General features: G+C 68.8%; 23 protein-coding genes. 11 read left to right on the top strand and 12 right to left on the bottom strand.

The genetic code is table 11. The features are described from left to right. Nucleotides 1-546: 546 nt before the first annotated feature. Nucleotides 547-954, top strand: a complete 408-nt coding sequence (locus QMZ26_RS20070; RefSeq protein WP_079225071.1) for a YciI family protein — start codon at nucleotides 547-549, stop codon at nucleotides 952-954. On the opposite strand, the gene QMZ26_RS20065 is transcribed toward QMZ26_RS20070, so the two are convergent. Further along, nucleotides 932-3,013, bottom strand: a complete 2,082-nt coding sequence (locus tag QMZ26_RS20065) for a gluconolaconase (protein ID WP_283222479.1) — start codon at nucleotides 3,011-3,013, stop codon at nucleotides 932-934. The two genes, QMZ26_RS20070 and QMZ26_RS20065, sit on opposite strands and share 23 nt — an antisense overlap. Before the next feature lie 240 nt (nucleotides 3,014-3,253). Here QMZ26_RS20065 and QMZ26_RS20060 point away from each other — a divergent pair, with 240 nt between their 5' ends. Further along, nucleotides 3,254-4,663: a hypothetical protein gene (locus QMZ26_RS20060; protein ID WP_283222478.1), complete on the top strand. Its 1,410-nt coding sequence runs from the start codon at nucleotides 3,254-3,256 to the stop codon at nucleotides 4,661-4,663. Nucleotides 4,664-4,666: 3 nt separating this feature from the next. On the opposite strand, the gene QMZ26_RS20055 is transcribed toward QMZ26_RS20060, so the two are convergent. Both QMZ26_RS20055 and cycA read right to left on the bottom strand, forming a co-directional pair. Next, complete coding sequence (locus QMZ26_RS20055) at nucleotides 4,667-5,431, bottom strand: lytic transglycosylase domain-containing protein (protein ID WP_283222477.1); 765 nt, start codon at nucleotides 5,429-5,431, stop codon at nucleotides 4,667-4,669. A gap of 131 nt (nucleotides 5,432-5,562) precedes the next feature. Continuing rightward, nucleotides 5,563-6,933 (bottom strand): D-serine/D-alanine/glycine transporter, encoded by a 1,371-nt coding sequence (cycA, locus tag QMZ26_RS20050; protein WP_150455129.1) that lies wholly within the window; start codon nucleotides 6,931-6,933, stop codon nucleotides 5,563-5,565. 225 nt (nucleotides 6,934-7,158) lie between these two features. On the opposite strand from cycA, the gene QMZ26_RS20045 reads away from it, so the two are divergent. Then, a complete protein-coding gene (locus QMZ26_RS20045; protein WP_283222476.1) occupies nucleotides 7,159-8,778 on the top strand; it encodes an EAL domain-containing protein in 1,620 nt (539 codons plus the stop codon). A 201-nt stretch (nucleotides 8,779-8,979) separates the two neighbouring features. Here the strand turns inward: QMZ26_RS20045 and QMZ26_RS20040 are convergent, their stop codons facing one another. Both QMZ26_RS20040 and QMZ26_RS20035 read right to left on the bottom strand, forming a co-directional pair. Further along, on the bottom strand, nucleotides 8,980-10,164 hold the full coding sequence (locus QMZ26_RS20040; RefSeq protein ID WP_283222475.1) for an MFS transporter: 1,185 nt from the start codon (nucleotides 10,162-10,164) through the stop codon (nucleotides 8,980-8,982). Continuing rightward, nucleotides 10,161-11,339 carry a serine hydrolase domain-containing protein gene (locus QMZ26_RS20035; protein WP_283222474.1) on the bottom strand — a complete coding sequence of 393 codons (1,179 nt, stop codon included), beginning with the start codon at nucleotides 11,337-11,339 and terminating at the stop codon, nucleotides 10,161-10,163. The genes QMZ26_RS20040 and QMZ26_RS20035 overlap by 4 nt, the downstream gene beginning before the upstream one ends. A gap of 224 nt (nucleotides 11,340-11,563) precedes the next feature. Between QMZ26_RS20035 and QMZ26_RS20030 the strand changes: the two genes are divergently transcribed. After that, a complete protein-coding gene (locus tag QMZ26_RS20030; RefSeq protein WP_283222473.1) occupies nucleotides 11,564-12,463 on the top strand; it encodes a LysR family transcriptional regulator in 900 nt (299 codons plus the stop codon). A 342-nt stretch (nucleotides 12,464-12,805) separates the two neighbouring features. Next, nucleotides 12,806-14,413: an ATP-binding cassette domain-containing protein gene (locus QMZ26_RS20025; protein ID WP_283222472.1), complete on the top strand. Its 1,608-nt coding sequence runs from the start codon at nucleotides 12,806-12,808 to the stop codon at nucleotides 14,411-14,413. Nucleotides 14,414-14,757: 344 nt separating this feature from the next. Here the strand turns inward: QMZ26_RS20025 and QMZ26_RS20020 are convergent, their stop codons facing one another. Both QMZ26_RS20020 and QMZ26_RS20015 read right to left on the bottom strand, forming a co-directional pair. Then, nucleotides 14,758-16,083 carry a GTP-binding protein gene (locus QMZ26_RS20020; RefSeq protein ID WP_283222471.1) on the bottom strand — a complete coding sequence of 442 codons (1,326 nt, stop codon included), beginning with the start codon at nucleotides 16,081-16,083 and terminating at the stop codon, nucleotides 14,758-14,760. A 96-nt stretch (nucleotides 16,084-16,179) separates the two neighbouring features. After that, entirely contained in the window at nucleotides 16,180-16,464 is a 285-nt protein-coding gene (locus QMZ26_RS20015; protein WP_079220449.1) for a metal-sensing transcriptional repressor, read from the bottom strand. A gap of 50 nt (nucleotides 16,465-16,514) precedes the next feature. Between QMZ26_RS20015 and dmeF the strand changes: the two genes are divergently transcribed. Continuing rightward, nucleotides 16,515-17,489 carry a CDF family Co(II)/Ni(II) efflux transporter DmeF gene (dmeF, locus tag QMZ26_RS20010; RefSeq protein WP_283222470.1) on the top strand — a complete coding sequence of 325 codons (975 nt, stop codon included), beginning with the start codon at nucleotides 16,515-16,517 and terminating at the stop codon, nucleotides 17,487-17,489. Between the two features lie 96 nt (nucleotides 17,490-17,585). Here the strand turns inward: dmeF and QMZ26_RS20005 are convergent, their stop codons facing one another. Continuing rightward, nucleotides 17,586-17,861 carry a hypothetical protein gene (locus tag QMZ26_RS20005; protein WP_079220447.1) on the bottom strand — a complete coding sequence of 92 codons (276 nt, stop codon included), beginning with the start codon at nucleotides 17,859-17,861 and terminating at the stop codon, nucleotides 17,586-17,588. An 88-nt stretch (nucleotides 17,862-17,949) separates the two neighbouring features. On the opposite strand from QMZ26_RS20005, the gene QMZ26_RS20000 reads away from it, so the two are divergent. The 3 genes from QMZ26_RS20000 (at nucleotide 17,950) to QMZ26_RS19990 (ending at nucleotide 19,677) form a co-directional block, all read left to right on the top strand. Further along, complete coding sequence (locus QMZ26_RS20000) at nucleotides 17,950-18,366, top strand: hypothetical protein (protein WP_283222469.1); 417 nt, start codon at nucleotides 17,950-17,952, stop codon at nucleotides 18,364-18,366. Nucleotides 18,367-18,432: 66 nt separating this feature from the next. Beyond that, on the top strand, nucleotides 18,433-18,756 hold the full coding sequence (locus QMZ26_RS19995; protein ID WP_283222468.1) for a hypothetical protein: 324 nt from the start codon (nucleotides 18,433-18,435) through the stop codon (nucleotides 18,754-18,756). A gap of 78 nt (nucleotides 18,757-18,834) precedes the next feature. Further along, entirely contained in the window at nucleotides 18,835-19,677 is an 843-nt protein-coding gene (locus QMZ26_RS19990) for an MnmC family methyltransferase (protein ID WP_283222467.1), read from the top strand. 23 nt (nucleotides 19,678-19,700) lie between these two features. Here QMZ26_RS19990 and QMZ26_RS19985 read toward each other — a convergent pair whose 3' ends face one another. After that, nucleotides 19,701-20,663 (bottom strand): polysaccharide deacetylase family protein, encoded by a 963-nt coding sequence (locus QMZ26_RS19985; RefSeq protein ID WP_283222466.1) that lies wholly within the window; start codon nucleotides 20,661-20,663, stop codon nucleotides 19,701-19,703. A 107-nt stretch (nucleotides 20,664-20,770) separates the two neighbouring features. Continuing rightward, the gene (locus QMZ26_RS19980; RefSeq protein WP_283222465.1) at nucleotides 20,771-21,517 is read right to left on the bottom strand and encodes a hypothetical protein; all 747 of its coding nucleotides are present in this window, start codon (nucleotides 21,515-21,517) and stop codon (nucleotides 20,771-20,773) included. A gap of 39 nt (nucleotides 21,518-21,556) precedes the next feature. Between QMZ26_RS19980 and QMZ26_RS19975 the strand changes: the two genes are divergently transcribed. After that, nucleotides 21,557-22,276, top strand: a complete 720-nt coding sequence (locus QMZ26_RS19975; protein ID WP_283222464.1) for a hypothetical protein — start codon at nucleotides 21,557-21,559, stop codon at nucleotides 22,274-22,276. Here the strand turns inward: QMZ26_RS19975 and QMZ26_RS19970 are convergent. Beyond that, entirely contained in the window at nucleotides 22,273-22,443 is a 171-nt protein-coding gene (locus tag QMZ26_RS19970; protein ID WP_174208929.1) for a hypothetical protein, read from the bottom strand. The two genes, QMZ26_RS19975 and QMZ26_RS19970, sit on opposite strands and share 4 nt — an antisense overlap. 23 nt (nucleotides 22,444-22,466) lie before the next feature. Continuing rightward, entirely contained in the window at nucleotides 22,467-23,279 is an 813-nt protein-coding gene (locus QMZ26_RS19965; RefSeq protein WP_283222463.1) for an alpha/beta hydrolase, read from the bottom strand. 300 nt (nucleotides 23,280-23,579) lie between these two features. Between QMZ26_RS19965 and QMZ26_RS19960 the strand changes: the two genes are divergently transcribed. After that, nucleotides 23,580-24,157, top strand: a 578-nt coding sequence (locus tag QMZ26_RS19960; protein ID WP_283222462.1) for a type VI secretion system Vgr family protein, incomplete at its 3' end; no start/stop codon positions are given.

Below are 24,157 nucleotides of genomic sequence, written 5' to 3'. Positions count from 1 at the left end.
CGTCGAGATCCAGGCTCATACGGCGGCCCACGCCGGCTCTCGACACCTACGCTGCCAGATTCCAATCAGATAAGGCTCGGTCGCCGCATCCATGCGGCTCACGCCCCCAGCCAACCCACCCTCCCGGCCACGGACACGTTCCCGCGCGCCCACCACGGAAGATCAAGAGAAAAAGGCAAAAGCAAAAGCGGTTGGCTGGCAGCCTCGGCTGTGCGAGCGAAGCGACCCGCTTTCTGTTTTTGCTGTTGATTTCCCGTGGTGGGTCAGCCGCGTGAACCTGTCCAGGGCCGGTCGGGGTGGGGGCGCGGGACCGCAGGCGCCATGGATGGCGCCTACGAGCCCCCAGGGATGGGTTTACGGCGTGTCCCGCGCCCCCACCCCGACCGGCCAAGCCCGGAGAGCCCCGCTTCTGGCGACCAACCCAACCCCACCACGGAGGGGCTCCGCCATTCGCTGATCCCCCGCCGCAGGCGGCCTTTCGCGCTGCAGCATGCCCGCAGGCAAACCTGCGCCATCATGGAACCCCGCCCCCGCCAGGACCGTGCCATGCAGCAGTACCTGCTCCTCATCTACATCGAACCCGCCCTGCTGCAGGCCCTGCCCAGCGAAGAGTTCAATGCCCTGATGCGCGACTGCCTCGCCCACGCCGATCAGCTGCAGGCCGAAGGCACCCTGCTCGCCGCGCAGAAACTGCAACCCGTCGACACCGCCCAGACCCTGCGCGTGCGCGATGGCCACAGCCGCGTGCTCGATGGCCCCTTCGCCGAAACCCGCGAACTGCTGGCCGGCTTCAACCTCATCCGCGCACGCGACCGCGACGAAGCCATGCGCATCGCCCGCGATTTCCCGTGGGCGCGCTTCGGCAGCATCGAGGTGCGGCCACTGGAAGACATGGACGCCGAGCGCGAACGCTGCGGCGCACCGGCCGCGGCTATGGCAGCAGCCGCACCCTGATCTCGCGCCTGCCGATGCCTTCATTGCCGCTGTAGTCGCGCGCACTGCCGCGGATGATGTACTCGCCCGGCGGCAAGGCCGCCGGCTGCCAGCGCCCGGTTTCCATCAACCCGTCGCGCACGGTGTTGGTGGCCAGGTAACGGAACCGCGTGACCGCACTGCCATGCACGGTGATGCCACTGTCCGGCGCATAGGCCACCTTCACCGCCTGCTTCTGCGGCGGCATGCGGTTGAACACGATGTTCCAGCGCGGCTGCTCGTAGCCCTGCAGCGGCTGCCCGGCGGCATCGAGGATCTGGTAGCCCACCTGGTACGGCCCCAGGCGGCGGCGCGGCAGGTTGTTGTCCACCTGGTCCCACGCTTCCACCACGATCTGCACGCCACGCCCCTGCCGGGCCAGCATCACCACGCCATCGCTGCCGGCGGCCAGCGGCTGGTCGTTGTCATCCAGCAGGCCGACATCGGTGATACGCGGTGCGAAGTGATCGGCGTAACCGGTGAAGCCCAGCGCCACCGCATTGGTCTCGAAACCGCTGGTGCCCACCTGCAGATGCACGTGCGCCTGGCTGTTGATGCTGCCCAGGCGGTCGCCCACGTGGATGCGCGTGCCACGGCGCACGCGGATGCGCTCCAGCTTGCCGTCCTCGCCGTACAGCGGCTGCCAGCGCGCGTCGAACGGCTGGCCGGCGGGCGTGCGGCCCACGCGCATGTGGATGTAGTTCAAGCGCCCCACCGCCAGCCCTTCGGCCTGGCCACCCAGGCTCCAGGCCGCGATCGGACTGCTGATCTTGCCGTCGGCGATGGCCAGCACGGTCTGGCCGACGTCGCCGCGCACATCGAAGCCGCCGTGAAGGTGGTGGCGGCTTTCGCCAGTGAAGGTGCCGCGCACTTCGCCCAGCGTGCCAACCACTTCATGCCAGCCCTCCTGCGGGGCCAGCGGCCAGCGACCGCCAGTGTCGGGCAATGCGGCATCCGCGGCCGGGCCCACCAGCGCGGGTGCAGGCAGCACGCCCACCGCCAGCGGGCGCACGCGGTGCACGCGATAGCCGGCGGCGTCGGCCACCAGCAGGCTGCCATCGTCTTCCACGGCCAGCCCGCTGGGCCGGGCCAAGCGTGGCAGCCGGTCGTTGCCGAGCAGCGTCACCTGGTGGCCCTGCGGGGTCACCTGCACCAGGCGCCCGGCAAAATCACCCACGTACAGCACGCCATCGTGGGTCGTGGCCAGCGACAGCGGTCCGTTGATCACCCCATCGTTGCCGACCACGGTGCTGACCGTGCCATCGGCGCCGACGCGGCGCACCGCGTTGTTGAAGAAGTCGGCCACCAGCAGCGCACCGTGCGCATCGAAGGCCAGCGCCACCGGTGTGTCGAAGCGGGCCTCGCCCGCCACCGCATCGGCGAAGCCCGGGCGATCGCCACCGGCCAGGGTACGCACGTTGCCATCGGTGCCGATCACCCGGATGCGGTCGTTCCAGGTATCGGCCACGAACACCTGGCCCTGCGCATCCACGGCGATGCCCATCGGGCCATCGAAGCGCGCCTGCGCCGCCGGGCCATCAGCGAAGCCCTGGGTGCCACCGGCCACGGTGGTCACCTGGCCATCGGTGCCGATGCGGCGGATCGCGTGGTTGCCGGTGTCGGCCACGTACAGGTTGCCCTGCGCATCGGCGGCAATGCCCGACGGCGTATTGAAGCGGGCCTGCAGGCCCGGCCCATCGGCCAGGCCCTCGCCCTGCCCGGCCACCGTTTCAACGCGGCCATCGGCCAGAAGGCGGCGAATGCGGTTGTTGTCGCCGGCATCGGTGAAGTACACGCTGCCATCGGCTCTGCGCAGCAGTGCATAGGGTTCGGCGAAACGCGCCTGCGCCGAGGCGCCGTCGCGGTCGCCGGGGTGGCCATCACCGGCCATTGGCTCGATCTGCGCGGTCCAGGCCAGCGGCGTGGGTTGCGGGCCAACGGGCGCGTCCGGTGCCTGTGCGGGGCGTTCCCACCAGGTCGCGGCCAGCGCAGCTGCCGTTGCCACCACCACACCCACTGCCATCCATTGCCGCCGTGCCATCGCTCGCGTTCGCCCTGCCCTGAAAGAGGCCACGACGATAGACGCTGGCTGCAACCGCGTCGAGGGCGGTGCTTGTGCTCGCCCTGCAATCGGGCTTCAATCAGCGCACTCCATGGAAGGGTCGCCTGCATGCCAGTTCGTGTGTCCGCTCCGTTTCCCCGCGCCCTGCTGGCACTCTCGTTCTGCTTCGTGCCTGCGACATGGGCCGCGAATCTTCCTCCACAGAAGCTGGCCAGCGCGATGTCCGAGGCCACCCCGTCCGAGCAGTTGGCAATGGGCTGGACTGCCGCCCAGCAGGGCGATTACACGCGCGCCCGTGCACTGCTGGCACGCCTGCGGGCCGACCCGCAACTGGCGCGCAGCGGCAACGAAATGCAGGCCAATGTCTACGAACTGGAGGCCTGGCTGACCCTGGTGGACACGCATACCGACGAGGCGCTGGCCCTGCTGCGCAAGGCGCAGGTGCTCACGCCGGAGCGGGCCTATCCGCGGGATACGCGATCGCTGTTCTATGCGCGCGCCGGCCGCCCTGCCGACGCTGCACGTGCCCTGTGCGAGGCTCTGGCGTGGAACGGTGACAATGCCACTGCACGCTTCGAGCCAGTGCTGGTCAACCATCTGACACAGGCCCTGCGGGACGACAATGCAGCGCTTCAGCCGCTGCTGCAGGCGCTGTTTGATGCGCGGTGGACCGATGAGGGCCAGGATCCCCAGTTCCGATGGCAACGGCTGGCCGAACTGCAGGCCGACGCAGGCCAGACCGAGGCCCTGCAGCGCACGGTCGCGCGTATCGATCAGCCGATGCCACTGCTGCACCTGAGCATTGATCGCCGCTTCGATGCCGCGATGGCGGCCCGCGCCACACCGCTCTCCGCCGAAGCTGCGCTGCCCGCCTACGTGGCCCTGCTGCGCGCCAACGTGCAGGCACGTCCGGACCAGCTGCCGCGCGTCACTGCGTTGCTGACCGCCCTGCTGCAGGCCGGCGACAACACGGGCCTGCTCGAGGCCAGCGCGCCGTTCGCCGACGCCACGCCCGCGTTCTTTGTGCACGACGATGAGGCCCTGATGGAGACGGCCTGGCTGCTCAACCTGCGCGCGGAAGCGCAGCGCCGGCTCGGACAGACCGACGCGGCGGTCGCCACGCTGCGCCACGCCATGTCCTTCGGTCCAGATGGCCATGCCGCTGTCGGCCAGCAGTTGAACCTGGCCCTGTGGCTGGCCGATGACCGGCAGCCCGCGCAGGCCCTGGCCCTGATGGAAGAACTGCACGACATCAGCGAATACGGAAAGAGCGTGGCCGATCTGGTCCGGGTGGTGGCCTACCAGCAACTGGGTGACGCGGCGGCCGTGGCGCGCGCGACCGCCGCCATTGCCGGTCGCAAGGGCAATGATCGCGATCCTTACCTGCATGCGCTGCTGGCCCAGGGCCGCCAGGACGACGCCGCAGCAGAGATCATCCGACGTCTGCGCAGTGTGGATACCCGGCAGAACATGCTGCAGGAAGCACAGCAGTACGGTGATATTCCGAGGTGGCCACTGGCCGCCGAACGTGACGTGCTCCTGCAGCAGCTGCTGCAGCGCGGCGATGTACGCGAGGCCATCGCCGCCGTCGGCACACGCGGGCGGCATGCGCTCTACCCCTTCGAGTAAGCGCTACTTCGCAGGCACTTCGCTGCGGATGCCCATCGCTTCCCGGTAGCGCGCGTACAGCGCCATCACCTTGTCCACGTAGGCCAGGGTTTCGGCATACGGCGGCACGCCCCTGTAGCGGGTCACCGCACCGATGCCGGCGTTGTAGGCGGCCGCCGACAGCGCGCGATCGCCGTTGTAGCGCCGCAGCAGCGCACGCATGTAGCGGGCACCGCCGTCGATGGACTGCTGCGGCGAGAACGGATCGCGCACGCCGTATTCCAGCGCGGTATCGGGCATCAGCTGCATCACCCCCTGCGCGCCCTTGCTGGAGACGGCCAGCGCATCGAAGTTGCTCTCGGCATGGGCGATCGCGCGCAGCCAGGCGTCATCGACACCGGTAGCCTTGGCGGCCGCCTTGAACTGTTTGGCATGCTGGGCCAGCTGCGGCTTGCCGACCTTGCCCAGGCCTTCGTGGGCCGGCTCACCGGGCGGGGTGGCGACGGTGAATTTCAGGAACACGCGCGAACCGGGCAGGTTGCGGGTGGAATAGACCAGCGCCCCGTCCTGCTCGCGTTCGTACAGCACGCCGCTGAAGACGCCCATGTTGCCCCACAGGTTGGGGGCCTGGATGGCGTTGTCGTCGATCTCCTTCGGCGTACAGCGCGAGCCTGGCTCCGGCGCGGTGGCCAGGCTGATCGTGTTGCCCTGCACGCAGCGGTAGACCGTGCGGGCGCTGGCCAGGCCCGGCAGCAGCAACAGCGCAATGAGGACGAGGCGGAGGGTCATGGCGGCCGGATGATCCGGCCGCGCCCGCGAAATTCTGGTGAATCCCGGTAGAGTCGACCGTTGGTCGACTGCTCTCCCGATCAGAACGCGAAAACCCCGCGCTGCGCGCGATAGTCGACCAACGGTCGACTCTACCCCGCCCGCCTCCGCAGCCAATACCCCGCACCCAGCAGCACGAACCACACCGGGCTGGCCACGAGGGCCTGGCGGGTGTCGGCCTGCAGGCTCAGCAGCACCAGCACGCCAGCGAAGAACACCAGGCACGCCCAGCACATGGCGACGCCGCCGGGCATCTTGAAGATCGACGCCGCATGGCGTTCCGGGTAGCGGCGGCGGTAGACCATGTAGGCCACCAGGATCAGCGACCAGACGAAGATGAAGAGCACCGTCGCCAGCGTCGTCACCAGGGTGAAGGCGGTCACCAGGTTCGGGATCAGGTAGATCAGCAGGGTGCCGCCCAGCAGGCACAGGCACGAGAACAGCAGGCCGCGGGCCGGCACCGCCGCGCGCGACAGGCGCGACAGGCCGCGCGGGGCGTGGCCCTCTTCGGCCAGGCCGTACAGCATGCGGCTGGTGGAGAAGATGCCGCTGTTGGCCGACGAGGTGGCCGAGGTCAGCACCACGAAGTTGATCAGGCTGGCCGCAGCGGGAATGCCGGCCAGCACGAACAGCTGCACGAACGGGCTCTTGTCCGGCACCACCTGGCGCCACGGCGTCACCGCCATGATCGCCACCAGGGCCAGCACGTAGAAGATGATGATGCGCACCGGGATCGAGTTGATCGCCTTGGGCAGGTTGCGCTCCGGGTCAGCGGTTTCGGCGGCGGTGGTGCCCACCAGCTCGATGCCGACGAAGGCGAACACCGCGATCTGGAAACCGGCGAAGAAGCCGACCAGGCCCATCGGGAACATGCCGCCGTCATTCCACAGGTTGGACAGCGAAGCGGTATGCCCGCTGGGCGAGGTGAAGCCCCACGCGACCAGGCCGGCACCGGTGATGATCAGCGCGCAGATGGCCACGATCTTGATCAGCGCGAACCAGAATTCCATTTCGCCGAACAGCTTGACCGTCACCAGGTTCAGGCCCAGCAGCAGCATCACGCACAGCAGTGCGGGTATCCAGGCCTGCAGTTCGGGGAACCAGAACTGCGCATAGGCGGCGATGGCGATGACATCGGCGATGGCGGTGACGATCCAGCAGAACCAGTACGTCCACCCGCAGAAGAACCCGGCCCAGGGGCCGAGCAGATCGGTGGAGAAATCGATGAAGGATTTGTACTGCAGGTTGGACAGCAGCAGCTCGCCCATCGCGCGCATCACGAAGAACAGCATCGCGCCGATGATGAGGTAGACGAACAGGATGGACGGGCCGGCCAGGCTGATGGTCTTGCCCGACCCCATGAACAGGCCGGTACCGATGGCACCGCCGATGGCGATCAGTTGCAGGTGGCGGTTGGACAGGCTGCGGCGCAGGTGTTCGGGGGGCGTGGCGGGCTCGGTCATGGGCGCGGGAAGGGGCGGGTGAAGCCCCCGACGGTAGTCCTCTGCGGCGCCGAGCGCCAGCGTCCCGCTGGGTGGACGCGTCAAATCGCAGCGCTTTCAGCCCAATACGGCCCCTTGGTGGCCCCGCCCATTTCCCCCGGCGCTGCAACATGCTCAGATAGCGCATCCGACCAAGGACCGGCCCGCCATGCGCAGCGCCCTGCCCCGCCCGCTGGAAACCCTGCCATGAGCCGCCTGGGCGTGATCATCGGCGCGACCCTGCTGTCGATCCTGGTGGCCATCGTGCCGATCGCCGCGATGGTCTATGCCACCTGGAACAGCGCCGTCGGCCTGGAACAGCGGCGCCTGCACGAGATCGCCGGACGCGCCCTGCGTCGCGCCGACGTCTCCTACCAGGAATCGCTGGCCGTACTGAAGTCGGCCGAAGCGTCGCGCCTGCCCCCGTGCAGCGCCGCGCACGTGCGGCGCCTGCAGACGCTGGTGATGACCACGCCCTCGGTCGACCAGATGGGTTACTTCGAAGCGGGCAAGCTGCGGTGCACCTCGTGGGGTGCGTTCGAGGGGAATGTCGCCCAGCCCACCCCGGACCACGTCACCAGCGATGGCGCCGGCATCAAGGTGGACGTGCGCCCGCAGGCCACCGAGCAGCGCAAGGTGCTGTCCATCCTGTACGGCTCCTACGACACGCTGGTCGACCCGCGCCGTTTCGTCGATGTCATCGCCGACCCGCAGGTGCGCCTGGCCCTGGCCAGCCCCGACGGCCGCCTGCTGTCCAAGCAGAGCGGCATCGACGAGGCCCTGCTGGCGCGGCTGCTGCGCGAGCCCGGCGAGGGCCTCGACAACGACACCCTGTACGCCACTGCCCGCAACAACGAGTGGCTGGCCATCGCCACCGGGCCGCGCACCGCGCTGGCGGCCACCTTCCGCCAGCAGGCCTGGCTGTTCGTGCCGGTGGGGCTGCTGCTGGCCGGCATCGGCACCGGCGTGGTGATCTGGCTGTCGCGCCGCCGCCTCTCGCTGCGTGGCGAGCTGGCCATCGCCATCCGCCGCCGCGAGCTGTACCTGCACTACCAGCCCATCATCGAGCTGGAGACCGGCATCTGCGTCGGCGCCGAAGCCCTGGTGCGCTGGCAGCGCCCCGACGGCACCCAGGTGCGGCCGGACATCTTCGTGCCGCTGGCCGAGGAGCACGGCCTGATCACCGCGCTCACCGACCTGGTGATCGAGAACGTGGTGTCGGACATGCGTGACCTGCTGGTGCAGGACCGCAGCGCGCACATCGCCATCAACCTCGCGGCCGAGGACATCATCAGCGGCCGCGCGTTGAAGTCGATCACCCAGCGCATGGCCGGCAGCGGCATCCTGCCGCAGCAGATCTGGCTGGAAGCCACCGAACGCGGCTTCCTCGATGCCGACCGTGCACGCACCATGCTGGCCGCTGCGCGCCGCGCCGGCCACAGCATCGCCATCGACGATTTCGGCGTCGGCTATTCCAGCCTGCAGTATTTGGAACAGCTGCCGCTGGATGCGCTGAAGATCGACAAGTCGTTCGTCGATGCCATCGGCACCGAGAGCGCCACCAGCCCGGTCACCCCGCACATCATCGACATGGCCAGGGAACTGGGCCTGTGGGTGGTGGCCGAAGGCGTGGAAACCGAACCGCAGCTGGCCTACCTGCACAGCCAGCAGGTGCAGTTCGGGCAGGGCTGGCTGTTCTCGCGCCCGTTGCCGCGCGATGCGTTCATCGCCTTCCACCACCAGCGCCAGCAGCGCTACGGCGCCGCGCGCGAGGACATGCAGAACCCACGCAGCGTGCCGATCGAACAGGCCGGCGCGGAAGAATGACGGCCAACGGCGGAGCCCCTCGTGGCGGGGCGGCCGTAATCCGAGGGTTGGCCGGGCGGGTAGGCTGCGGCGTCCGACCACGGAATCAACAGAAAGAGCAAAGGCAAACGCGGGTCGCTGCGCTCAGTAGATCCACGCCATGCGTGGATGACGCGGGCCTGGTAGTGCCGGCCGCTGGCCGGCAACCCCATGCAACCGCCGCTACACCCAGGCCTTCGGCCTCACCCACAACCACGCCGCGCACACGGCCAGCAACAGCAGCGGCAACCACGCCAGCTGCCCTGCGCCAACCGACTGCAGCACCACGCCACCCGCCACGCCGCCTGCGGCAATCGCCAGGTTCCAGCCGGTCACCAGCATCGACTGCGCCAGGTCGGCCGCGGCACCGGCACGGCGGGCCACGGCGGTCTGGAACAGCGTCGGCACCGCGCCAAACGCCACGCCCCACAGCACGCTGGCCAGCAGCAGCACCTGCGGCACGCCCGGCCACAGCAGCAGCGCCGCCACCGCCAGCACGAAGCCGGCCACCGCCGCCCACACCAGCGCGCGCAGATGGCGATCCACGCCCCAGCCGGCAATGCCGATGCCGGCAACGGCGGCCACGCCAAAGGCCAGCAGCACGCGGTCCAGCCAGTGCTGCGCGTTGGCCAGGATCGCCAGCGGCTCGATATAGGTGTACAGCACGTTGTGCGCCAGCACGTACAGCGCCATCACCAGCAGGGTGCTGCGCACGCCGGGCAGGCGCCACACCGTGCCCAGCGGCACCCGCTGGCCGCCGCCCGCCGGCGGCAGTGCAGGAACCGCCCAGCGCACCCAGGCCAGCAGCAGCACCGCCAGCAGCGCCATCAGGCCGAACGCCCAGCGCCAGCCGATCTGCTGGCCCAGCAGCGTGCCCGCCGGCACCCCCAGCGACAGCGCCAATGGCGAACCCACCATCGCCACCGCAATCGCCCGTCCCTGCAGCGCCGGCACCACCAGGCGCGCGGCATAGCCGGCCACCAGCGACCACAACAGGCCCGCCCCCACGCCTGCCAGGAAGCGCACCACCAGCAGCAGCGTGTAGTTGCTGGTCAGCGCCGTCAGTGCGTTGACCACAACGAAGCCGGCAATCGCCGCCAGCAGCAACGGCCGGCGGGGCAGCCGCTGGGTCAGCGCGGTCATGGGCAGCGCCGCCAGCACCGATCCCAGTGCATACACGCTCACCAGCTGGCCCACGGCCGCATCGCTCACGCCTAGGCTCTGCCCCATCGGCCGCAGCACGCCCGCCGGCAGGGTCTCGGTCAACAGCGTGATGAAGCTGCCCCCGGCCAGGGCCAGCAGTCCATTCCACGGCAACCGCGTTGCTTCACCTGCAGGCGACGATGCGTCGATGGCATGGCCGCTCATTGCGCCGCCTCCAGATCGCGGTACACCGCATCGCGCAGGTCATCGACGAACGCGCCGTGCATGCCCTCGTACAGGGTGTTGGTGAGCGCCACCACGCTGAGGCCACGCGCCGGGTCGACGAACCAGCTGTGGCCGTAGGCACCGCCCCAGCGCCACGTGCCCACGCCCTGTGGCGTGCCTGAGGCGGCCGGGTCGCGCAGCACCGCAAAGCCCAGGCCGAAGCCCCAGCCCGGCGGATCGGCCGGCCCCTGCTCGCCGGCCTGCACGCGGCCCATCTCTGCCGCCAGTTCCGGCGGCAGCAACGCAGACGCCTGCACATCGCGCAGCGCTTCGAGCACGGTCATCACCTCATCGGCGCTGCCGACCAGCCCTGCACCGGCCGAGGCGTAGCGACTGTCGTCGGTGGCGCGTGCCAGGCTGTATTCGATGCCCACCGTGCCGTCGAAGGGCGCGACGACCTCGCCTTCCTGCAGCCGGTGCGGCTGCGGCGCATCGCTCACATAGGGCGTCGCCAGGCGCGCGCCCTGCGCCGTGCTGAAGCCGGTATCGCGCAGTCCCAGCGGCTGTGCCAGCAGGCGATCAAACAGCTGCTGCAGGGTCTGCCCGCTCGCCGCTTCGGCCACGGCACCGGCCACATCCACGCCCAGCGAATACAGCCACTGGCTGCCCGGTGCGAACAGCAGCGGTACCTGGCCGATGCGCTGCACGTTGTCCTGCAGGCTCACCGGATTGGCGTCCATGCCATCGCTGACGCCGGCACGCGCATAGGGCCCTGCGGCGTCGGCTTCGAGGAAGCGGTAGCCCAGGCCACTGCTATGGCTCAGCAGCTGCCGCAGGCTGATCGGCGGCACGCTGCCATCGGCCAGCGCCGGGCGGAACGTCGGCAGCCAACGCTGCACCGGTGCATCCAGATCGAGCACGCCGTCGGCCACCAGGCGCAGGATCACCGTGGTCAGCAGCGGCTTGCTCACCGAGGCCAGGCGGAACAGCTGGTCGCGCTGCATCGGCGTACCCGCCTCGCGGTCGGCCATGCCGCTGGCGCTGGCATGGCGCAGCACGCCGTGTTCGCGCACCAGCACCACCGCACCCACCAGGCGCTGCGGATGGGCCTGCTGCAGTACACGGTCCACGCCGGGCAGTGTGGGCGTGGATGCGTCGACAGGAAGAGCATTCATGGGGCAATCCTTGGGGGGAGGGCCGCCACCTTAGGCAGCGCGCGCCGATGCAAAAAGCGGGGCGGCGCTCCGCGCTTCGCGGACCGGCAGGTCCGCAATCGGCGCCCTGCACGGACAGCACGGGCGGGCTGCCAGCGCAGCGGTGTTGAACCGCAGTGTTGCAACGGCCACCTAGCCGCACGCTGCAACTGGCCCTACCCTGCGGTTTTCCCGCTGCGCCGCCCATGTCCGTCCTCGACAACCTCGCCAACCTGCAGACCTTCGTGCATGCCGCCGACACCCGCAGCTTCGTCGAGACCGGCCGCCTGCAGGGCATCTCCGCCTCGGCCGCCGGCAAGTGCGTGGCGCGGCTGGAACACGCGCTGGGCGTACGCCTGTTCCATCGCAGCACGCGCAGCATCACCCTCACCGCCGAGGGCCAGCTGTTCCTGGCGCGCTGCCGCCGCATCCTCGCCGAGCGCGATGCTGCACGCACCGAACTGGCCCAGCCGCACGCCGCACCCAGCGGCACGCTGCGCATCAGCCTGCCGCTGGTGGGCGACCTGACCCTGCCGTTGCTGGCCGATTTCATGGCCGCCTATCCGGACATCCGCCTCGACCTGGATTTCAGCGACCGCCTGGTCGATGTCATCGAGGAAGGCTTCGATGCCGTGCTGCGTGTCGGCGAACCGAGCGATTCGCGGATGAATGCCCGGCGCCTGGGCGTGTTTCCACGGCGCATCGTCGCCTCACCGTCCTACCTGCAGCGGCGCGGCGTGCCCAAGGCCCCGGCCGACCTGCCGCAGCACACCCTGCTGCACTACAAGTTCCCCAGCAGCGGCAAGCTCGAGCCGTGGCCGGTGCAGTGGCCGGACGAACAGGCTGCGCAGGACCTGCCGGTGCACATGGTCGCCAATACCATCGAAGCGCGGGTGGAACTGGCCCTGCGCGATATCGGTCTGGCCTTCGTGCCGGTGCACTCGGTCCGCGATGCCCTCGCCGAGGGCCGCCTGGTCACCGTGCTCGACGAACACGTGCATTCCTGCGGCACCTTCCACCTGCTGTGGCCCTCCGGCCGCCACGTGCTGCCGAAGCTGCGGGTGTTCATCGACTTCATCGGCGCGCGGCTGGACACCGTGCCGTAGCCCGGCCGCACACTATCGCCTGGCGCGGCTGGACACCGTCCCGTAACCCAGTAGATCCACGCCATGCGTGGATGACGAGGCATCACCGTCCCGTAGCCCGGTAGATCCACGCCATGCGTGGATGACGAGGCATCACCGTCCCGTAGCCCGGTAGATCCACGCCATGCGTGGATGAAGGGGCATCGCCACCGCGACCATTCAGCCACCAGCGCTATAATCCCCCCTCATTCCTCCAAGAGGCTCGCGACCGATGCGCCAGTGATGCCGCCGTCTTTCAACTAGACGGCCCGACTCTTCCCGCCCCTGTGCGCAGGGGAGAACCAGGCATCCCATGGAGGTCGCATGACCACGCATTCCCTCGCGCTCGATCGCGTGTCCTATCGGTTGGCCGATGGCCGATCGCTGTTTTCCGAACTGTCGTTTTCCTTTGAACCGGTGGCCACCGGCCTCGTTGGCGCCAATGGCACCGGCAAGAGCGTGCTCGCGCGCCTGCTGTCCGGGCAACTGCTGCCCGACAGCGGCCAGGTACGCAGCAGCGGCCGGGTCTTCCTGCTGCCCACGCCCGGCTATCCGCCGCGCGGCTCGGTCGGCGAACTGGCCGGCGTCGGTGATGCACTGGCCGCGCTGGCGCGCATCGAAGCCGGCAGCATCGACGAAGCGGACTTCGCCTGCGTCGGCGACCGCTGGGACCTGCGCGAACGCCTGCAGCAGCAGTGGCATGCCTTCGGCCTGCCCGATGACCTGCAGCCCACCCAGCCAGCCGCACGCCTCAGTGGCGGCCAGGCCATGCGCGTGGCCCTGTCCGGCGGATGGGCCAGCGGTGCCGACTGGCTCATCCTCGACGAGCCCAGCAATCATCTGGATGCGCGCAACCGCCAGCAGCTGTACCAGCAGCTGCAGCGCTGGCCGGGCGGGCTGCTGGTCATCAGCCACGACCGCGAACTGCTGGCCAACATGCAGCAGATCGTGGAACTGGATGCACGCGGGCTGCACCGCTATGGCGGGCCCTGGCAGCACTATGCCGACGCGCGCGCGGCCGAGCGCGATGCCGCCGCCGCGCAGCTCGACCATGCCCGCGCGCAGCACCGCCAGCAGCAACGCAGCGCGCGCGAACAGCACGAACGCCAGCAGCAGCGGCAAGCGCGCGGCAACCGCGATGCCAAGCAGGCCAACCAGGCACCGATCCTGCTGGGCGGGCAGAAGCAGCGTGCGGAGGCCACCCGGGGCCGCGCGCAGCAGATCCAGGCCGACCGCCTGCAGGCCAGCGCGCAGCAGCTGCGCAGTGCGGCGGCAGCCGTGCAGGCCGCCCCCGAACTTGCCCTGTTTGCCAGCGATGGCGAGCGTGGCAGCGCGCGCCTGCTGCAGGCACACGATCTGGTGCTGCCGCACGGTTGCAGCGCACCGCTGCAGCTGGAGATCCGCCGTGGCCAGCGCATCGCCGTGGTGGGCGACAACGGCAGCGGCAAATCCACCCTGCTGCGCGTACTGGCCGGGCAGCTGCAGGCGCGTGCGGGCGAGGTGCAGCGGCACGCACCGCTGGCCCTGCTCGACCAGCAACTGCTGGCCCTGGCTGGCGAGCGCAGCATCCTCGACACCGTGCAGGCGGCCAACGCGGCCGCCGACCCGGCCGAGCTGCGCACACGGTTGGCCCTGCTCGGGCTGGATGCACACCGCATCCAGCGCCCCGCCAGCAGCCTCAGCGACGGCGAGCGGGTAAAGGGTGCGCTGGCCAGCGTGCTTTACGCGCAACCGGCACCGCAGCTGTTGCTGCTGGACGAGCCCGGCAACGCGCTGGACCTGACGGCACTACAGGCACTGGAATCGCTGCTGGGTGCGTGGGAAGGCGGACTGGTGATGGTCAGCCATGACACCCACCTGCTGCGTGCGTTGCGGCCAACGCAGGTGCTGAAGGTGGGCGGCGATGGCTGGCAGTGGCGCGACGCGTTGTAGCAGACCCGGGGTCGGATCCCTTTTGCCACGCAAAAGGGCTCTGACCCCGGCCCGATGACCGCGCCATCCACGCATGGCGTGGATCTACTGGTCTGGTTGTGCCCCGCCATCCACGCATGGCGTGGATCTACTGATCCGGGCGTGCCCCGCCATCCACGCATGGCGTGGATCTACTGGTCTGGTTGTGCCCCGCCATCCACGCATGGCGTGGATCTACTGATCCGGGCGTGCCCCGCCATCCACGCATGGCGTGGATCTACTGATCCGGGTGTGCCCCGCCATCCACGTACCGCGTGGATGTACGCGGTCCAGTAGAGCCACGCCACGCGTGGATGCTTCTGCCCTCAGCGCTTCCACACCGGGAACGCCTGCGGCAACTGCTGCCACAACAACGGCCCCGCGCGCAGTTCGCTGTCGTTGAGCAGGCACGCATCCAACGCCGCGCGCACCGCACGCTCATCCATGTGCACGCCAATCACCACCAACTCCTGCCTGCGGTCGCCCCAGAGCGGGTGCCAGAGGCGGGCCATCGCCGCGTGTGCCTCGCCATCCGGGAATTCCTCCCGCCCCGGCAGCGGCGCGCTCCAGCAGTCGGCCTGCTGCCGCGCCCAGCCCAGGTCGCTGTACGGCAGCGGTGTCGGCGGCAACAGCGGTGTGGTGTCCTCATTGCCGGCACGCACGCGCTCGCGCGCCGCGTACCAGAAGCCAGCCGCCTGCGTACGCGTCGCCGCCCCCACGCTGCTCAACTCGCCCACCCAGTCCATGCGGTTGGCCAGCCAGAACCAGCCCTTGCTGCGGATCACACCGGGCATGCCCTCCTGCAGTGCGCGGGCGAAACGCCCCGGGTGGAACGGCCGGCGCGAGCGATAGACGAAGCTACCGATGCCGTACTCCTCGGTTTCCGGCGTGTGCTCGCCACGCAGTTCCTTCACCCAACCTGGTGCCTGCTGTGCACGGTCGAAGTCAAAGCGTCCGGTGTCCAGCAGCTCGCGCAGCGGCACATCGCCAAACGTGGACAGCAGCAGCTTCGCATCGCGGTTCAGGCCGCGCAGCACCGCCAGCGTGTCCTGCAGCACGTCCTCATCGGCCTGGTCGACCTTGCTCACCACGATCACATCGGCAAACTCCACCTGCTCGCACAGCAGGTCCACCACGCCACGGTCATCGTCCGGGCCGGCCTGCTGGCCACGCTCGGCCAGGCGCAGGGTCGATCCGAAATCAGCGAGGAACGCGCTGCCATCGACCACGGTCACCATCGTGTCCAGGCGCGCGATGTCGCTCAGGCTGAAGCCCTGCTCGTCGCGTACGGCGAAGGTGGCAGCCACCGGCATGGGCTCGCCGATACCCGTGGATTCGATCAGCAGGTAGTCATAGCGCCCGGCATCGGCCAGGCGGCGTACTTCCTGCAGCAGGTCGTCGCGCAGGGTGCAGCAGATGCAGCCGTTGCTGAACTCCACCAGCGTTTCCTCGGTGCGGCGCAGCTCGGCACCACCGTCGCGCAGCAGCTGCGCATCGATGTTGACCTCGCTCAAGTCGTTGACGATGACCGCCACGCGCAGGCCATCGCGGTTGCGCAGGATCTGGTTGAGCAACGTGGTCTTGCCGGCCCCCAGGAAGCCGGACAGCACGGTGACCGGCAGGCGGCGGTCGGCGCGGGAAACAGGGTTCATGCGGGGCGAAGGGCTGCGGATGGAAATGTTACTATATAACATTAAACGGCCACGACGCAGCCGGCGGAGTGCCGGCCAGCGGCCGGCACTACCGGGTCATTTGCCGTAGCGGCGCAGCAGTTCCACCAGTACTTCGGCTTCCGCCGCCCGCTGCTGCGGGTCCTCGGCGGCCACGACGTGTTCCTGCAGGTGCTCGTGCAGCAGCTCCATCAGCAGGCTGTGCGCCGCGCCACGCACGGCGGCCACCTGCACCAGCACGTCCGCGCAGTCGCCCGCCGCGCCCTCCGGGCGGTCCAGTGCCTGCTCCAGCGCCGCCACCTGGCCGCCGATGCGGCGCACCCGGGTCAGCAGTTGTTTCCGGTTCTTGTGTACATGTGCCATGGCCGTATCGTATACCCTATGGGGGTATCCTTCCACTCATGAATGCCCCCATGCACCTGGACGCCCTCGCCGCCTCCCGCCGCCACGACCATCGCTTCGACGACGGCAATCCACTGGCCGAACGCAATACCCGCCGTGCCATGTGGCTCACCGTCAGCATGATGTTCATCGAGATCTTCGGTGGCTGGTGGTTCAACTCCATGGCCGTGCTGGCCGATGGCTGGCACATGAGCTCGCACGCCCTGGCGCTCGGCCTTTCGGTGTTCGCCTACCGCTGCGCACGGCGCTACGCGCACGACCCGCGCTTTGCCTTCGGTACCTGGAAGATCGAGATCCTGGCCGGCTACACCAGCGCCATTGCCCTGCTCGGCGTGGCCGCACTGATGGCCGTGCAGTCGCTGCAGCGCCTGTGGGTGCCTGCGCCCATCCACTACGACGAGGCCATCCTCATCGCCGTGGTCGGCCTGGGCGTGAACCTGCTGTGCGCGTGGTGGCTGCACGACAGCCCGGGCCATGCCCACCACCATCACGGCCACGCGCATGGACACGACCATGACCATGACCACCACGATCACGCGCACGGTCATGCCCATGGCCACGACCTCAACCTGCGCTCGGCCTACATGCATGTGCTGGCCGACGCCGCGACCTCGGTGCTGGCCATCGTTGCACTGCTCGGCGGCAAGCTGTGGGGCGCCGCCTGGCTGGACCCGGTGATGGGCCTGGTTGGCGCCGTGCTGGTGACGGTCTGGGCCGTCGGCCTGCTGCGCGACAGTGGCCGCGTGCTGCTGGATGCGCAGATGGACGCGCCGGTGGTCGCGGAAGTACGCGAAGTGATCGAACAGGGGCCCTGGCCGGCACGCCTGGCCGATCTGCATGTGTGGCAGGTGGGCCGCGGCAAGTACGCGGTGGCTGCCAGCGTGGTCACCAGCGATGTCGATCTGGATGCCGACCAGCTGCGCCAAGCGCTCGCCGTGCACGAAGAACTGGTGCACGTGACGCTGGAAATCCATCGCACGGCGTGATGCCGCAGTGCGCCAGATCGTAGAGTCGAGCTTGCTCGACTGCTCCTGCCCGAAGCCAAAGCAGTCGAGCAAGCTCGACTCTACCAATGCGGGCGCCTACAGCTTGAACAGCATCCGCAACAGGTAGAGCTTCAACGGCAGTGCGCTCAACAGCGCGCCGCCGATGCCCAGCCACGCATGGCGCTCATCCCGGGCCCGCGCCGCCACGGCCAGCCCCAACCCGACCACTGCCGAGGCCAGCACCCCCACGCTCAGCCCGGCCGCCGGTGCGCTGCCGCCAAAGGCCAGCGCCGCCAGCCAACCAGCGCCCCACCCGGCCAGCAGCCCCAGCCAGCTTGCCAGCCCACACCACGGTGCCTTGCCCTGTGCCATCGCTGCTCCCCAGTTCTTGCCGATTATCGGTACGGGCAGGCCCTGCCCTCGCCCTACACTAGCTGCACCTGCCCCGTCGGGACATCCCATGCGCGCGCTCCGCCTGCTGCTGCCCGGCACCCTCCTGCTGCTGGGCGCCTGTTCCGGCGATACCCAGCTGCCGTTCTCCTCCGATCCCCTGCAGGGCTGCTTCACCACCAGCACGCGCAAACCCGCCGAGTTCCGCATCGACAAGGAAGGCGGGCAGTACTTTGTCTCCTTCGAGCGCGACGGCCACTGGCAACGCGAGCCCAACGCACTGACCCAGGCCAGCCGCACCGACATCGCCCGCTACTTCCGCGACGATGCCGAACAGATCGACAGTGCCCTGATCCGCAGCGCTGGCGGCTTCGGCCTGTTCCATACCAAGCGGGGCGCCTCGCTGAAGGCCAAGGCGGGCGACAGCGACTATATGGCCCTGCTGCTGATCGGTGCAGGGCCGGTGTATGCGGTGAAGTGCGACTGATCTGCAACTTTCCTGATGGTATTGCGCTGCTGCGGACCTGAGGCTGGCCACTTTTGGGGCCACGCCATGCTGTTGCCGCTGCTGCTTGCCGTCGTGCCGGTCACCACCACCGGCGCCTATGACGAGGTACGGCAGACCGACGATGGCCGCACGCTGGTACTGCGTACGATTGACTGGGAAACGGACGACGGACATCGCACGCGGGTCACCGTGCACTGGCAGCTGCTGGATGACGGCAGCATGCTCTACGAATACGTGCGGCAGCCGCCCGCAACCCAGGCCGCGCATCGCCGCGCCTGCGCGCTGCAGGGCGGTAGTCCTTCCGAAGGTGTCAGTGTTCTCGCCGGCCCGGGCACCACGCACGGCTTTGGCTGCAGCAGTGCCCCCTGACAGAGACCCGGCCCGTCCCTGCAGGGCTCACGGCCGGTCGGGTACCATGCCCTCCCCCGCCCAGCCCCGGTATCCGCCGTGCCCCATTACACCGGCCCCCTGCTCACCCGCGACAGCGCCGATGCCCTGCGCCGCGCGCACGACAAGGGCGCTGCCGACTGGCAGGGCTCGCTCGACCTGGGCCGCAGCCAGGATACCGTCGGCCTGGACGCCGAGGGCTTCAACTTCCGCGGCCGGCCGTACCCGTGGCCGGGCAAGCTGAAGGACCGCACGCTGTACTACTGGGATGGCGAGGGCTTCGCGCCGATCTCGCGCTTCAGTGGTTCGCTCATCAAGCTGGTGCCCACCGAGTGGGGCGCGCCCACCTTCGAGATCGATGGCATCAAGATGCTTCCGACCTCCAAGCTGTCGCCGTTCGAGGACGCCCGCCGCAAGGTCGAACTGGTCGCCCCGGCAGGTAAATCCATCCTCGATACCTGCGGCGGCCTGGGCTACTTTGCCGCCTGCGCGCTGGAAGCCGGCGTCGGCCAGATCCGCTCGTTCGAAAAGAACGCCGACGTGATGTGGCTGCGCACGCTCAACCCGTGGTCGCCCGACCCGGAGTCGGCCGCCGCCGGTGGCCGCCTGCAGTTCGGCCAGGGGGATGTCTCGCAGCAGATCGAACAGGTGGCCAGCAACAGCGTCGATGCCATCCTGCACGACCCGCCGCGCTTCGGCATCGCCGGCGAGTTGTATTCGCAGGCGTTCTACGACCACCTCGCGCGCGTCATCCGCAAGGGTGGCCGCCTGTTCCATTACACCGGTGCGCCCAACAAGCTGACCAGCGGCCGCGACGTACCGCGCGAAGTCGCCAAGCGCCTGGAAAAGGCCGGCTTCAAGGCCGAGCTGGCGCTGGACGGCGTGCTGGCCGTCAAGCGCTGACGGCTAGCGGCCGGCCATCATTCCTAATCGACCCTGGCCAGCGTCTTCACCCATTGCGGCACTGCCGGCTCGTTGCCGTAGTACGCCTTCGGCTTCTTCTCGGCCATCGCCCAGCGATGCAGCCAGCTGGGGCCATAGCGTCCGTCGTAGCCCTGGGTGCCACGCGCATAGGCCGGGTCGCGCAGCGCCTCTTCCAGCGAAACGAAGCGATAGCCGCGGCGCTTGGTGGCGGCCACCAGTTCGGCAAACGTTGCTGCATTGAGTTCGTTGGCATGCATCAGCCACACCTGCGGCAGGGCATATCCCAGCAACGCCTGCGACTGCTGCTCGTAGTAGTCCAGCTTGTTCAGCATGTAGGGCACGTAGCCCTTGCGCAGGCGGGCCAAGGTGGCCGCGCGCTCGGGTGAATCCGGCTGTTCGTTCATCACGTTGGCGTAAGCGAACGCCCAGACCCATTCGCCGTTGTCGACGGTCACCGGCGCAATGCGGTAACCATGCTCAGCAAAGAAGGTGTCCATCACCGCACGGTCCTGCGGCGTGCGGCCCGCCCGCAGGTACGGATGGCGCATCCACTGCGGCACCTGGCCGCGCTCGGCCAGCAACGGCTTCAGTACGTCCTCGCCGCGCAGGAAATCCTGCTGGAACGCGGCCACGCCCTTGGCGTTCAGATCCATGTGCGACCAGGTGTGGTTGCCCAGCACGTAACCGGCATCGCGCCAGTCGCGCAGCATCTGCACCCGCGCCGGCTGCACCACGCCATCCACTTCCAGCTTGTTGCCGTTGACGAAGCCCACCACCGGCACGCCCGCCTGCTGCAGCTGCGCCATCAGCGCATCATGACGCGCCTGCAGATCAGGCGGCACGATCTCGTCCAGGCGCGCCCACGGCAGGTCGTCGATGGTCACCGCGATACGGCGATCGACCTCCGCGGCCTGGGCCATCAGCGAAAGCAGCAACAACGGCACCGCACGCAGCAACGAACGCATCAGTACTTCCGGTTTCCGGTGGGAACAGACACTTTACCTGCGCTCACCGCGCCACAGCCACACTCATCACCGCCACAACCGGGTAGCCCCCCCCTCCGTCCACGGCATCACTCAACGGCCGGCAGCGGCAGCGTCCGCCACAGCCATACCCCCACCGCCATCGCCGCCAGCAGCAGCACGCTTGTGACCATCGCCAGCGCATCGGGCAGCTGCGGCACCGGCAAGCCAGCGCTGGCCAGCATCTGCGGCACGGTGCGATGTGCCCCGCTCGTTGCGTCCTCTTCCAGGGAGGTGGGACCAACCATGCATGCCGCCGGCAGGCCGGTCACCATGCCCGTCCACACCTGTTCGTACAGCCGCAGCAACTGCATGCCCAGGCCCAGCACCAGCAGATGCAGGCCGAACAGCCCCCAGATGCGGTGCCGGCGCCCGCTCCGTGTCCGGCGCAACAGGTTCACGCTCACCGCGAGCGCGCCCAGCAGCGACGACAGCAGCGCGCTCACCACCACCCAGCACACAGGCTGCCAATCATCCAGCGCACCCGCGCGTGCCAGCAACAGATCTGCCACATGCAGGCGCGCCACCGGGTCGTGGCCGCCACATGCCGGTAGCAGTGGCATCGGGAAGGGTTCCAGCAGCAGCTGCGTGCGGTGGTGGAAATAGCTCACTGCCAGACCCAGCGACGCCAGCGCCAGGCCGTGCAACAGGAACAGCATCAGTCCAGCGCCACAGAGGCGCCTGAGGCGGGCAGTCATGTAGGCCACGCGGTGCATCCCAGCAAAGGTTGGGCATCCTAGCGGCGCAGCGCGGCGCTGTCGGCAGGCAGAAGCGACACCGGCCGCCATCTCGGCCATCATGTACGTCCTGCACAGGACGGCAGCACGCACCACGCAATGAGCGACTCACAGATCTACGCGCTATACCTGCTTGCCTGCCTGGTCACCTGCGGCATTCCGTTCGCACTGGCCGCGTATGGCTTCATCAAGGTGGTCGATGCGCGGCTGGCCAAGCTGCCGCCCCGCGTACTGGTCTCCCCGCTCGGGCCACACAGCCCCACGCGCCGGCAACGCAAACGGTACTGGCGCGCCATGCGCAGGAATCCGGAATCGCTGACCTACAAGGTTCAGGCGAAAGCGCCACGGTGGTGGTCATTCGTGGGCGCAGCCCTGTTCATCACCATCATCGCCGTGTGGGCGTGGCTGATGCCCAACCCGGCGCGCTTCAACGTGATGGTTCGCAACGCCTTCGGCTACACCGCCAACGTGGCCGAGGTGCGCATCGTGCAGCACCAGCACGGCGAACTGCTGCTGCGTTGGGCGCCCGTGGTCGTGCGCACCCCGCAGTACATCGTCCTGCCGCGCTATTCACGCGGGCCCATGCCCTACATCAACGGCTACCACGCCGATGTCCTGCCTCCGCTGGTGCGCCAACAGGGTGATGTGCTGCAGGTCGCCATGCCCATCCGCGCCGATCCCGCCGTGCTGCGGCGCGAACTGGCCAAGGCCAGTGGCCTGCCCGAGCAGGACATCCACATGCAGCAGCGCACGCTGGTGCCCTGGCGGGAAGACGGCTGGGAACCCTGGCCGATGGAGGAGGACGAGCCCGCGCGCTAGCCCCGCGGCAGCTTGGCGGCCCACATGTTGTCCACCAGGTTCGGGTAGCGCCGGCCGTTTTCCTCGGCGCGCTGCCGCGCTGCCGCCTTCTGCGCGTCGGACAGCGGCTGCTTCTTCTGCCCCTTCGGGTTGGGCTTTTTCCAGGGGGGCGTGCGTGCGGTGGGCATGGTGGCAGTATGCGCGTGCAGGGTTACTTCTTCAGGAAGTTCAGCAGCGCCAGATTGAAATCATCAGCATGGCTGGTGTTGCAGCCATGCGGCGCATCCTTCAGCAGCACCAGCTCGCTGCCTGCCAGCGCCGCATGCGTGCGCTTTCCTGAGCCTTCGAACGGCACGGTCGCATCTGCGTCGCCGTGCAGAATCAGCGCAGGCACGGTCACGCGCTTCAGGTCAGCCCTGAAATCGGTGGTGGCGAAGGCCTTCATGCACCCCAGTGCCGCTGTCTGGTCGGACTGGTGGCACAGCGCGATCGCTGCCTGGCGCTCCTCTTCGGTCACCTTCAGCTTACCGTTGGCACTGAAGAAATCGCGGGTGAAGCCGTCGAAGAATTCCTCGCGGTCCTTCTCCAGGCCCTGGCGCATTTCGTCGGCCTTTGCCTGCGGCAACGGGCCATCCGGATTGTCGTCCGTCTTCAGCAGGTAAGGCGGCACGGCTGAAGCGAAGACCACGCTGTGCAGGCGGTCCTCACCGTGGTTGCTGATGTAGCGCGCAACTTCACCACCGCCCATCGAAAAGCCGACCAGGCTGATATCCTTCAGGTCACGCTCTTCGATGAGGGCTGCCAGATCAGCGGCAAGAGTGTCGTAGTCGTAGCCTTCGGTGGGCTTCTCCGAGCGGCCAAAACCGCGCCGGTCGTAGCTGATTACGCGATAGCCGGCGTCGCGCAGGATCGGCACCTGTGCCTTCCAGGCCTCGGCCGAGAGCGGCCAGCCGTGGATGAGGATGACCGGGCGGCCGGTACCGCCGGTGTCTTCGATGTGGAGGCGGACGGAAGAAGCAGTCATGGGAGCTCCCAGGGGAAGGAAGGCCCAAGCCTAGGGAGCCGGAGCGTCAGGCCCCGTGAGAGATTTGGCAGGCACGCTGACGCGGCCTACACGTGCGGCGGCGGCGGATCGCGAGGTCAATCCACGCCAGCTTGTCGCGTTCAGCCGGATTCCCAGCCAAATCCGGCATCGCCGATTGTCGCTATCTGCACCCTCCTGTGCGGCGATCTGCGTGTCTGCCCACACTTCGAACGGTTTCAACAAGGCCCTCCCTGCAACCTTGCCGGACAGTGACCGCCTGCCCTTCGCTGACCCCTCATCATGGCAATGGACGCCATCCATGCACTGGCACGCGCCATTGCACTCAGCAGCCAACATCCTCGCCAGCTCACGCTTCATGGCCTGCATGAAGCGTGGGTGGTCGAGCGCTTCGAAGGCACCGAATCGGTCTGCGGCGAGAACCGCCTGCAGATCGACTGCCTGGCGACTGACGCCTTCCTCGACCTGGCGCCCTGGTTGGAACAGCCGCTGACCCTGCAGCTGCGCCAGGCCGACGGCGCGCTGCGGCAGTGGCATGGCCTGTGCACCGAGGCCGCCCAGCTGGGCAGCGATGGCGGCCTGGCCCGCTACCGGCTGATCCTGGACCCGTGGACCGCGCTGCTGCGCCTGCGCCGCAATGCGGTGATCTTCCAGGACCAGGATACGCGCGCCATCTGCGAGCAGATCTTCGGCGACTACCCGCAGGCGGCGTTCCGCTTCGACGTGCAGGCCGAACTGCCTGTGCGTGCGATCACCACCCAGTACCGCGAAACCGACTGGGCCTTCGTCACCCGGCTGCTGGCCGAAGCCGGCCTGGCCTGGCGCATCGAGCAGGCGCAGGGCGATGAGGCCGCACATAC

This window comes from Stenotrophomonas sp. PFBMAA-4 (assembly GCF_030053215.1).
Lineage (GTDB): Bacteria > Pseudomonadota > Gammaproteobacteria > Xanthomonadales > Xanthomonadaceae > Stenotrophomonas.
Note: the sequence above shows the minus strand (reverse complement) of the source record. Positions and strands in the feature narration are given on the sequence as shown.

Bases quoted from the DNA above. Each gene is read 5' to 3' on its own strand.
- QMZ26_RS20070 (WP_079225071.1), top strand. From the start codon at position 547: ATGCAGCAGTACCTGCTCCTCATCTACATCGAACCCGCCCTGCTGCAG.
- QMZ26_RS20065 (WP_283222479.1), bottom strand. From the start codon at position 3,013: ATGGCACGGCGGCAATGGATGGCAGTGGGTGTGGTGGTGGCAACGGCA.
- QMZ26_RS20060 (WP_283222478.1), top strand. From the start codon at position 3,254: ATGTCCGAGGCCACCCCGTCCGAGCAGTTGGCAATGGGCTGGACTGCC.
- QMZ26_RS20055 (WP_283222477.1), bottom strand. From the start codon at position 5,431: ATGACCCTCCGCCTCGTCCTCATTGCGCTGTTGCTGCTGCCGGGCCTG.
- cycA (WP_150455129.1), bottom strand. From the start codon at position 6,933: ATGACCGAGCCCGCCACGCCCCCCGAACACCTGCGCCGCAGCCTGTCC.
- QMZ26_RS20045 (WP_283222476.1), top strand. From the start codon at position 7,159: ATGAGCCGCCTGGGCGTGATCATCGGCGCGACCCTGCTGTCGATCCTG.
- QMZ26_RS20040 (WP_283222475.1), bottom strand. From the start codon at position 10,164: ATGAGCGGCCATGCCATCGACGCATCGTCGCCTGCAGGTGAAGCAACG.
- QMZ26_RS20035 (WP_283222474.1), bottom strand. From the start codon at position 11,339: ATGAATGCTCTTCCTGTCGACGCATCCACGCCCACACTGCCCGGCGTG.
- QMZ26_RS20030 (WP_283222473.1), top strand. From the start codon at position 11,564: ATGTCCGTCCTCGACAACCTCGCCAACCTGCAGACCTTCGTGCATGCC.
- QMZ26_RS20025 (WP_283222472.1), top strand. From the start codon at position 12,806: ATGACCACGCATTCCCTCGCGCTCGATCGCGTGTCCTATCGGTTGGCC.
- QMZ26_RS20020 (WP_283222471.1), bottom strand. From the start codon at position 16,083: ATGAACCCTGTTTCCCGCGCCGACCGCCGCCTGCCGGTCACCGTGCTG.
- QMZ26_RS20015 (WP_079220449.1), bottom strand. From the start codon at position 16,464: ATGGCACATGTACACAAGAACCGGAAACAACTGCTGACCCGGGTGCGC.
- dmeF (WP_283222470.1), top strand. From the start codon at position 16,515: ATGCACCTGGACGCCCTCGCCGCCTCCCGCCGCCACGACCATCGCTTC.
- QMZ26_RS20005 (WP_079220447.1), bottom strand. From the start codon at position 17,861: ATGGCACAGGGCAAGGCACCGTGGTGTGGGCTGGCAAGCTGGCTGGGG.
- QMZ26_RS20000 (WP_283222469.1), top strand. From the start codon at position 17,950: ATGCGCGCGCTCCGCCTGCTGCTGCCCGGCACCCTCCTGCTGCTGGGC.
- QMZ26_RS19995 (WP_283222468.1), top strand. From the start codon at position 18,433: ATGCTGTTGCCGCTGCTGCTTGCCGTCGTGCCGGTCACCACCACCGGC.
- QMZ26_RS19985 (WP_283222466.1), bottom strand. From the start codon at position 20,663: ATGCGTTCGTTGCTGCGTGCGGTGCCGTTGTTGCTGCTTTCGCTGATG.
- QMZ26_RS19980 (WP_283222465.1), bottom strand. From the start codon at position 21,517: ATGGCCGAGATGGCGGCCGGTGTCGCTTCTGCCTGCCGACAGCGCCGC.
- QMZ26_RS19975 (WP_283222464.1), top strand. From the start codon at position 21,557: ATGAGCGACTCACAGATCTACGCGCTATACCTGCTTGCCTGCCTGGTC.
- QMZ26_RS19970 (WP_174208929.1), bottom strand. From the start codon at position 22,443: ATGCCCACCGCACGCACGCCCCCCTGGAAAAAGCCCAACCCGAAGGGG.
- QMZ26_RS19965 (WP_283222463.1), bottom strand. From the start codon at position 23,279: ATGACTGCTTCTTCCGTCCGCCTCCACATCGAAGACACCGGCGGTACC.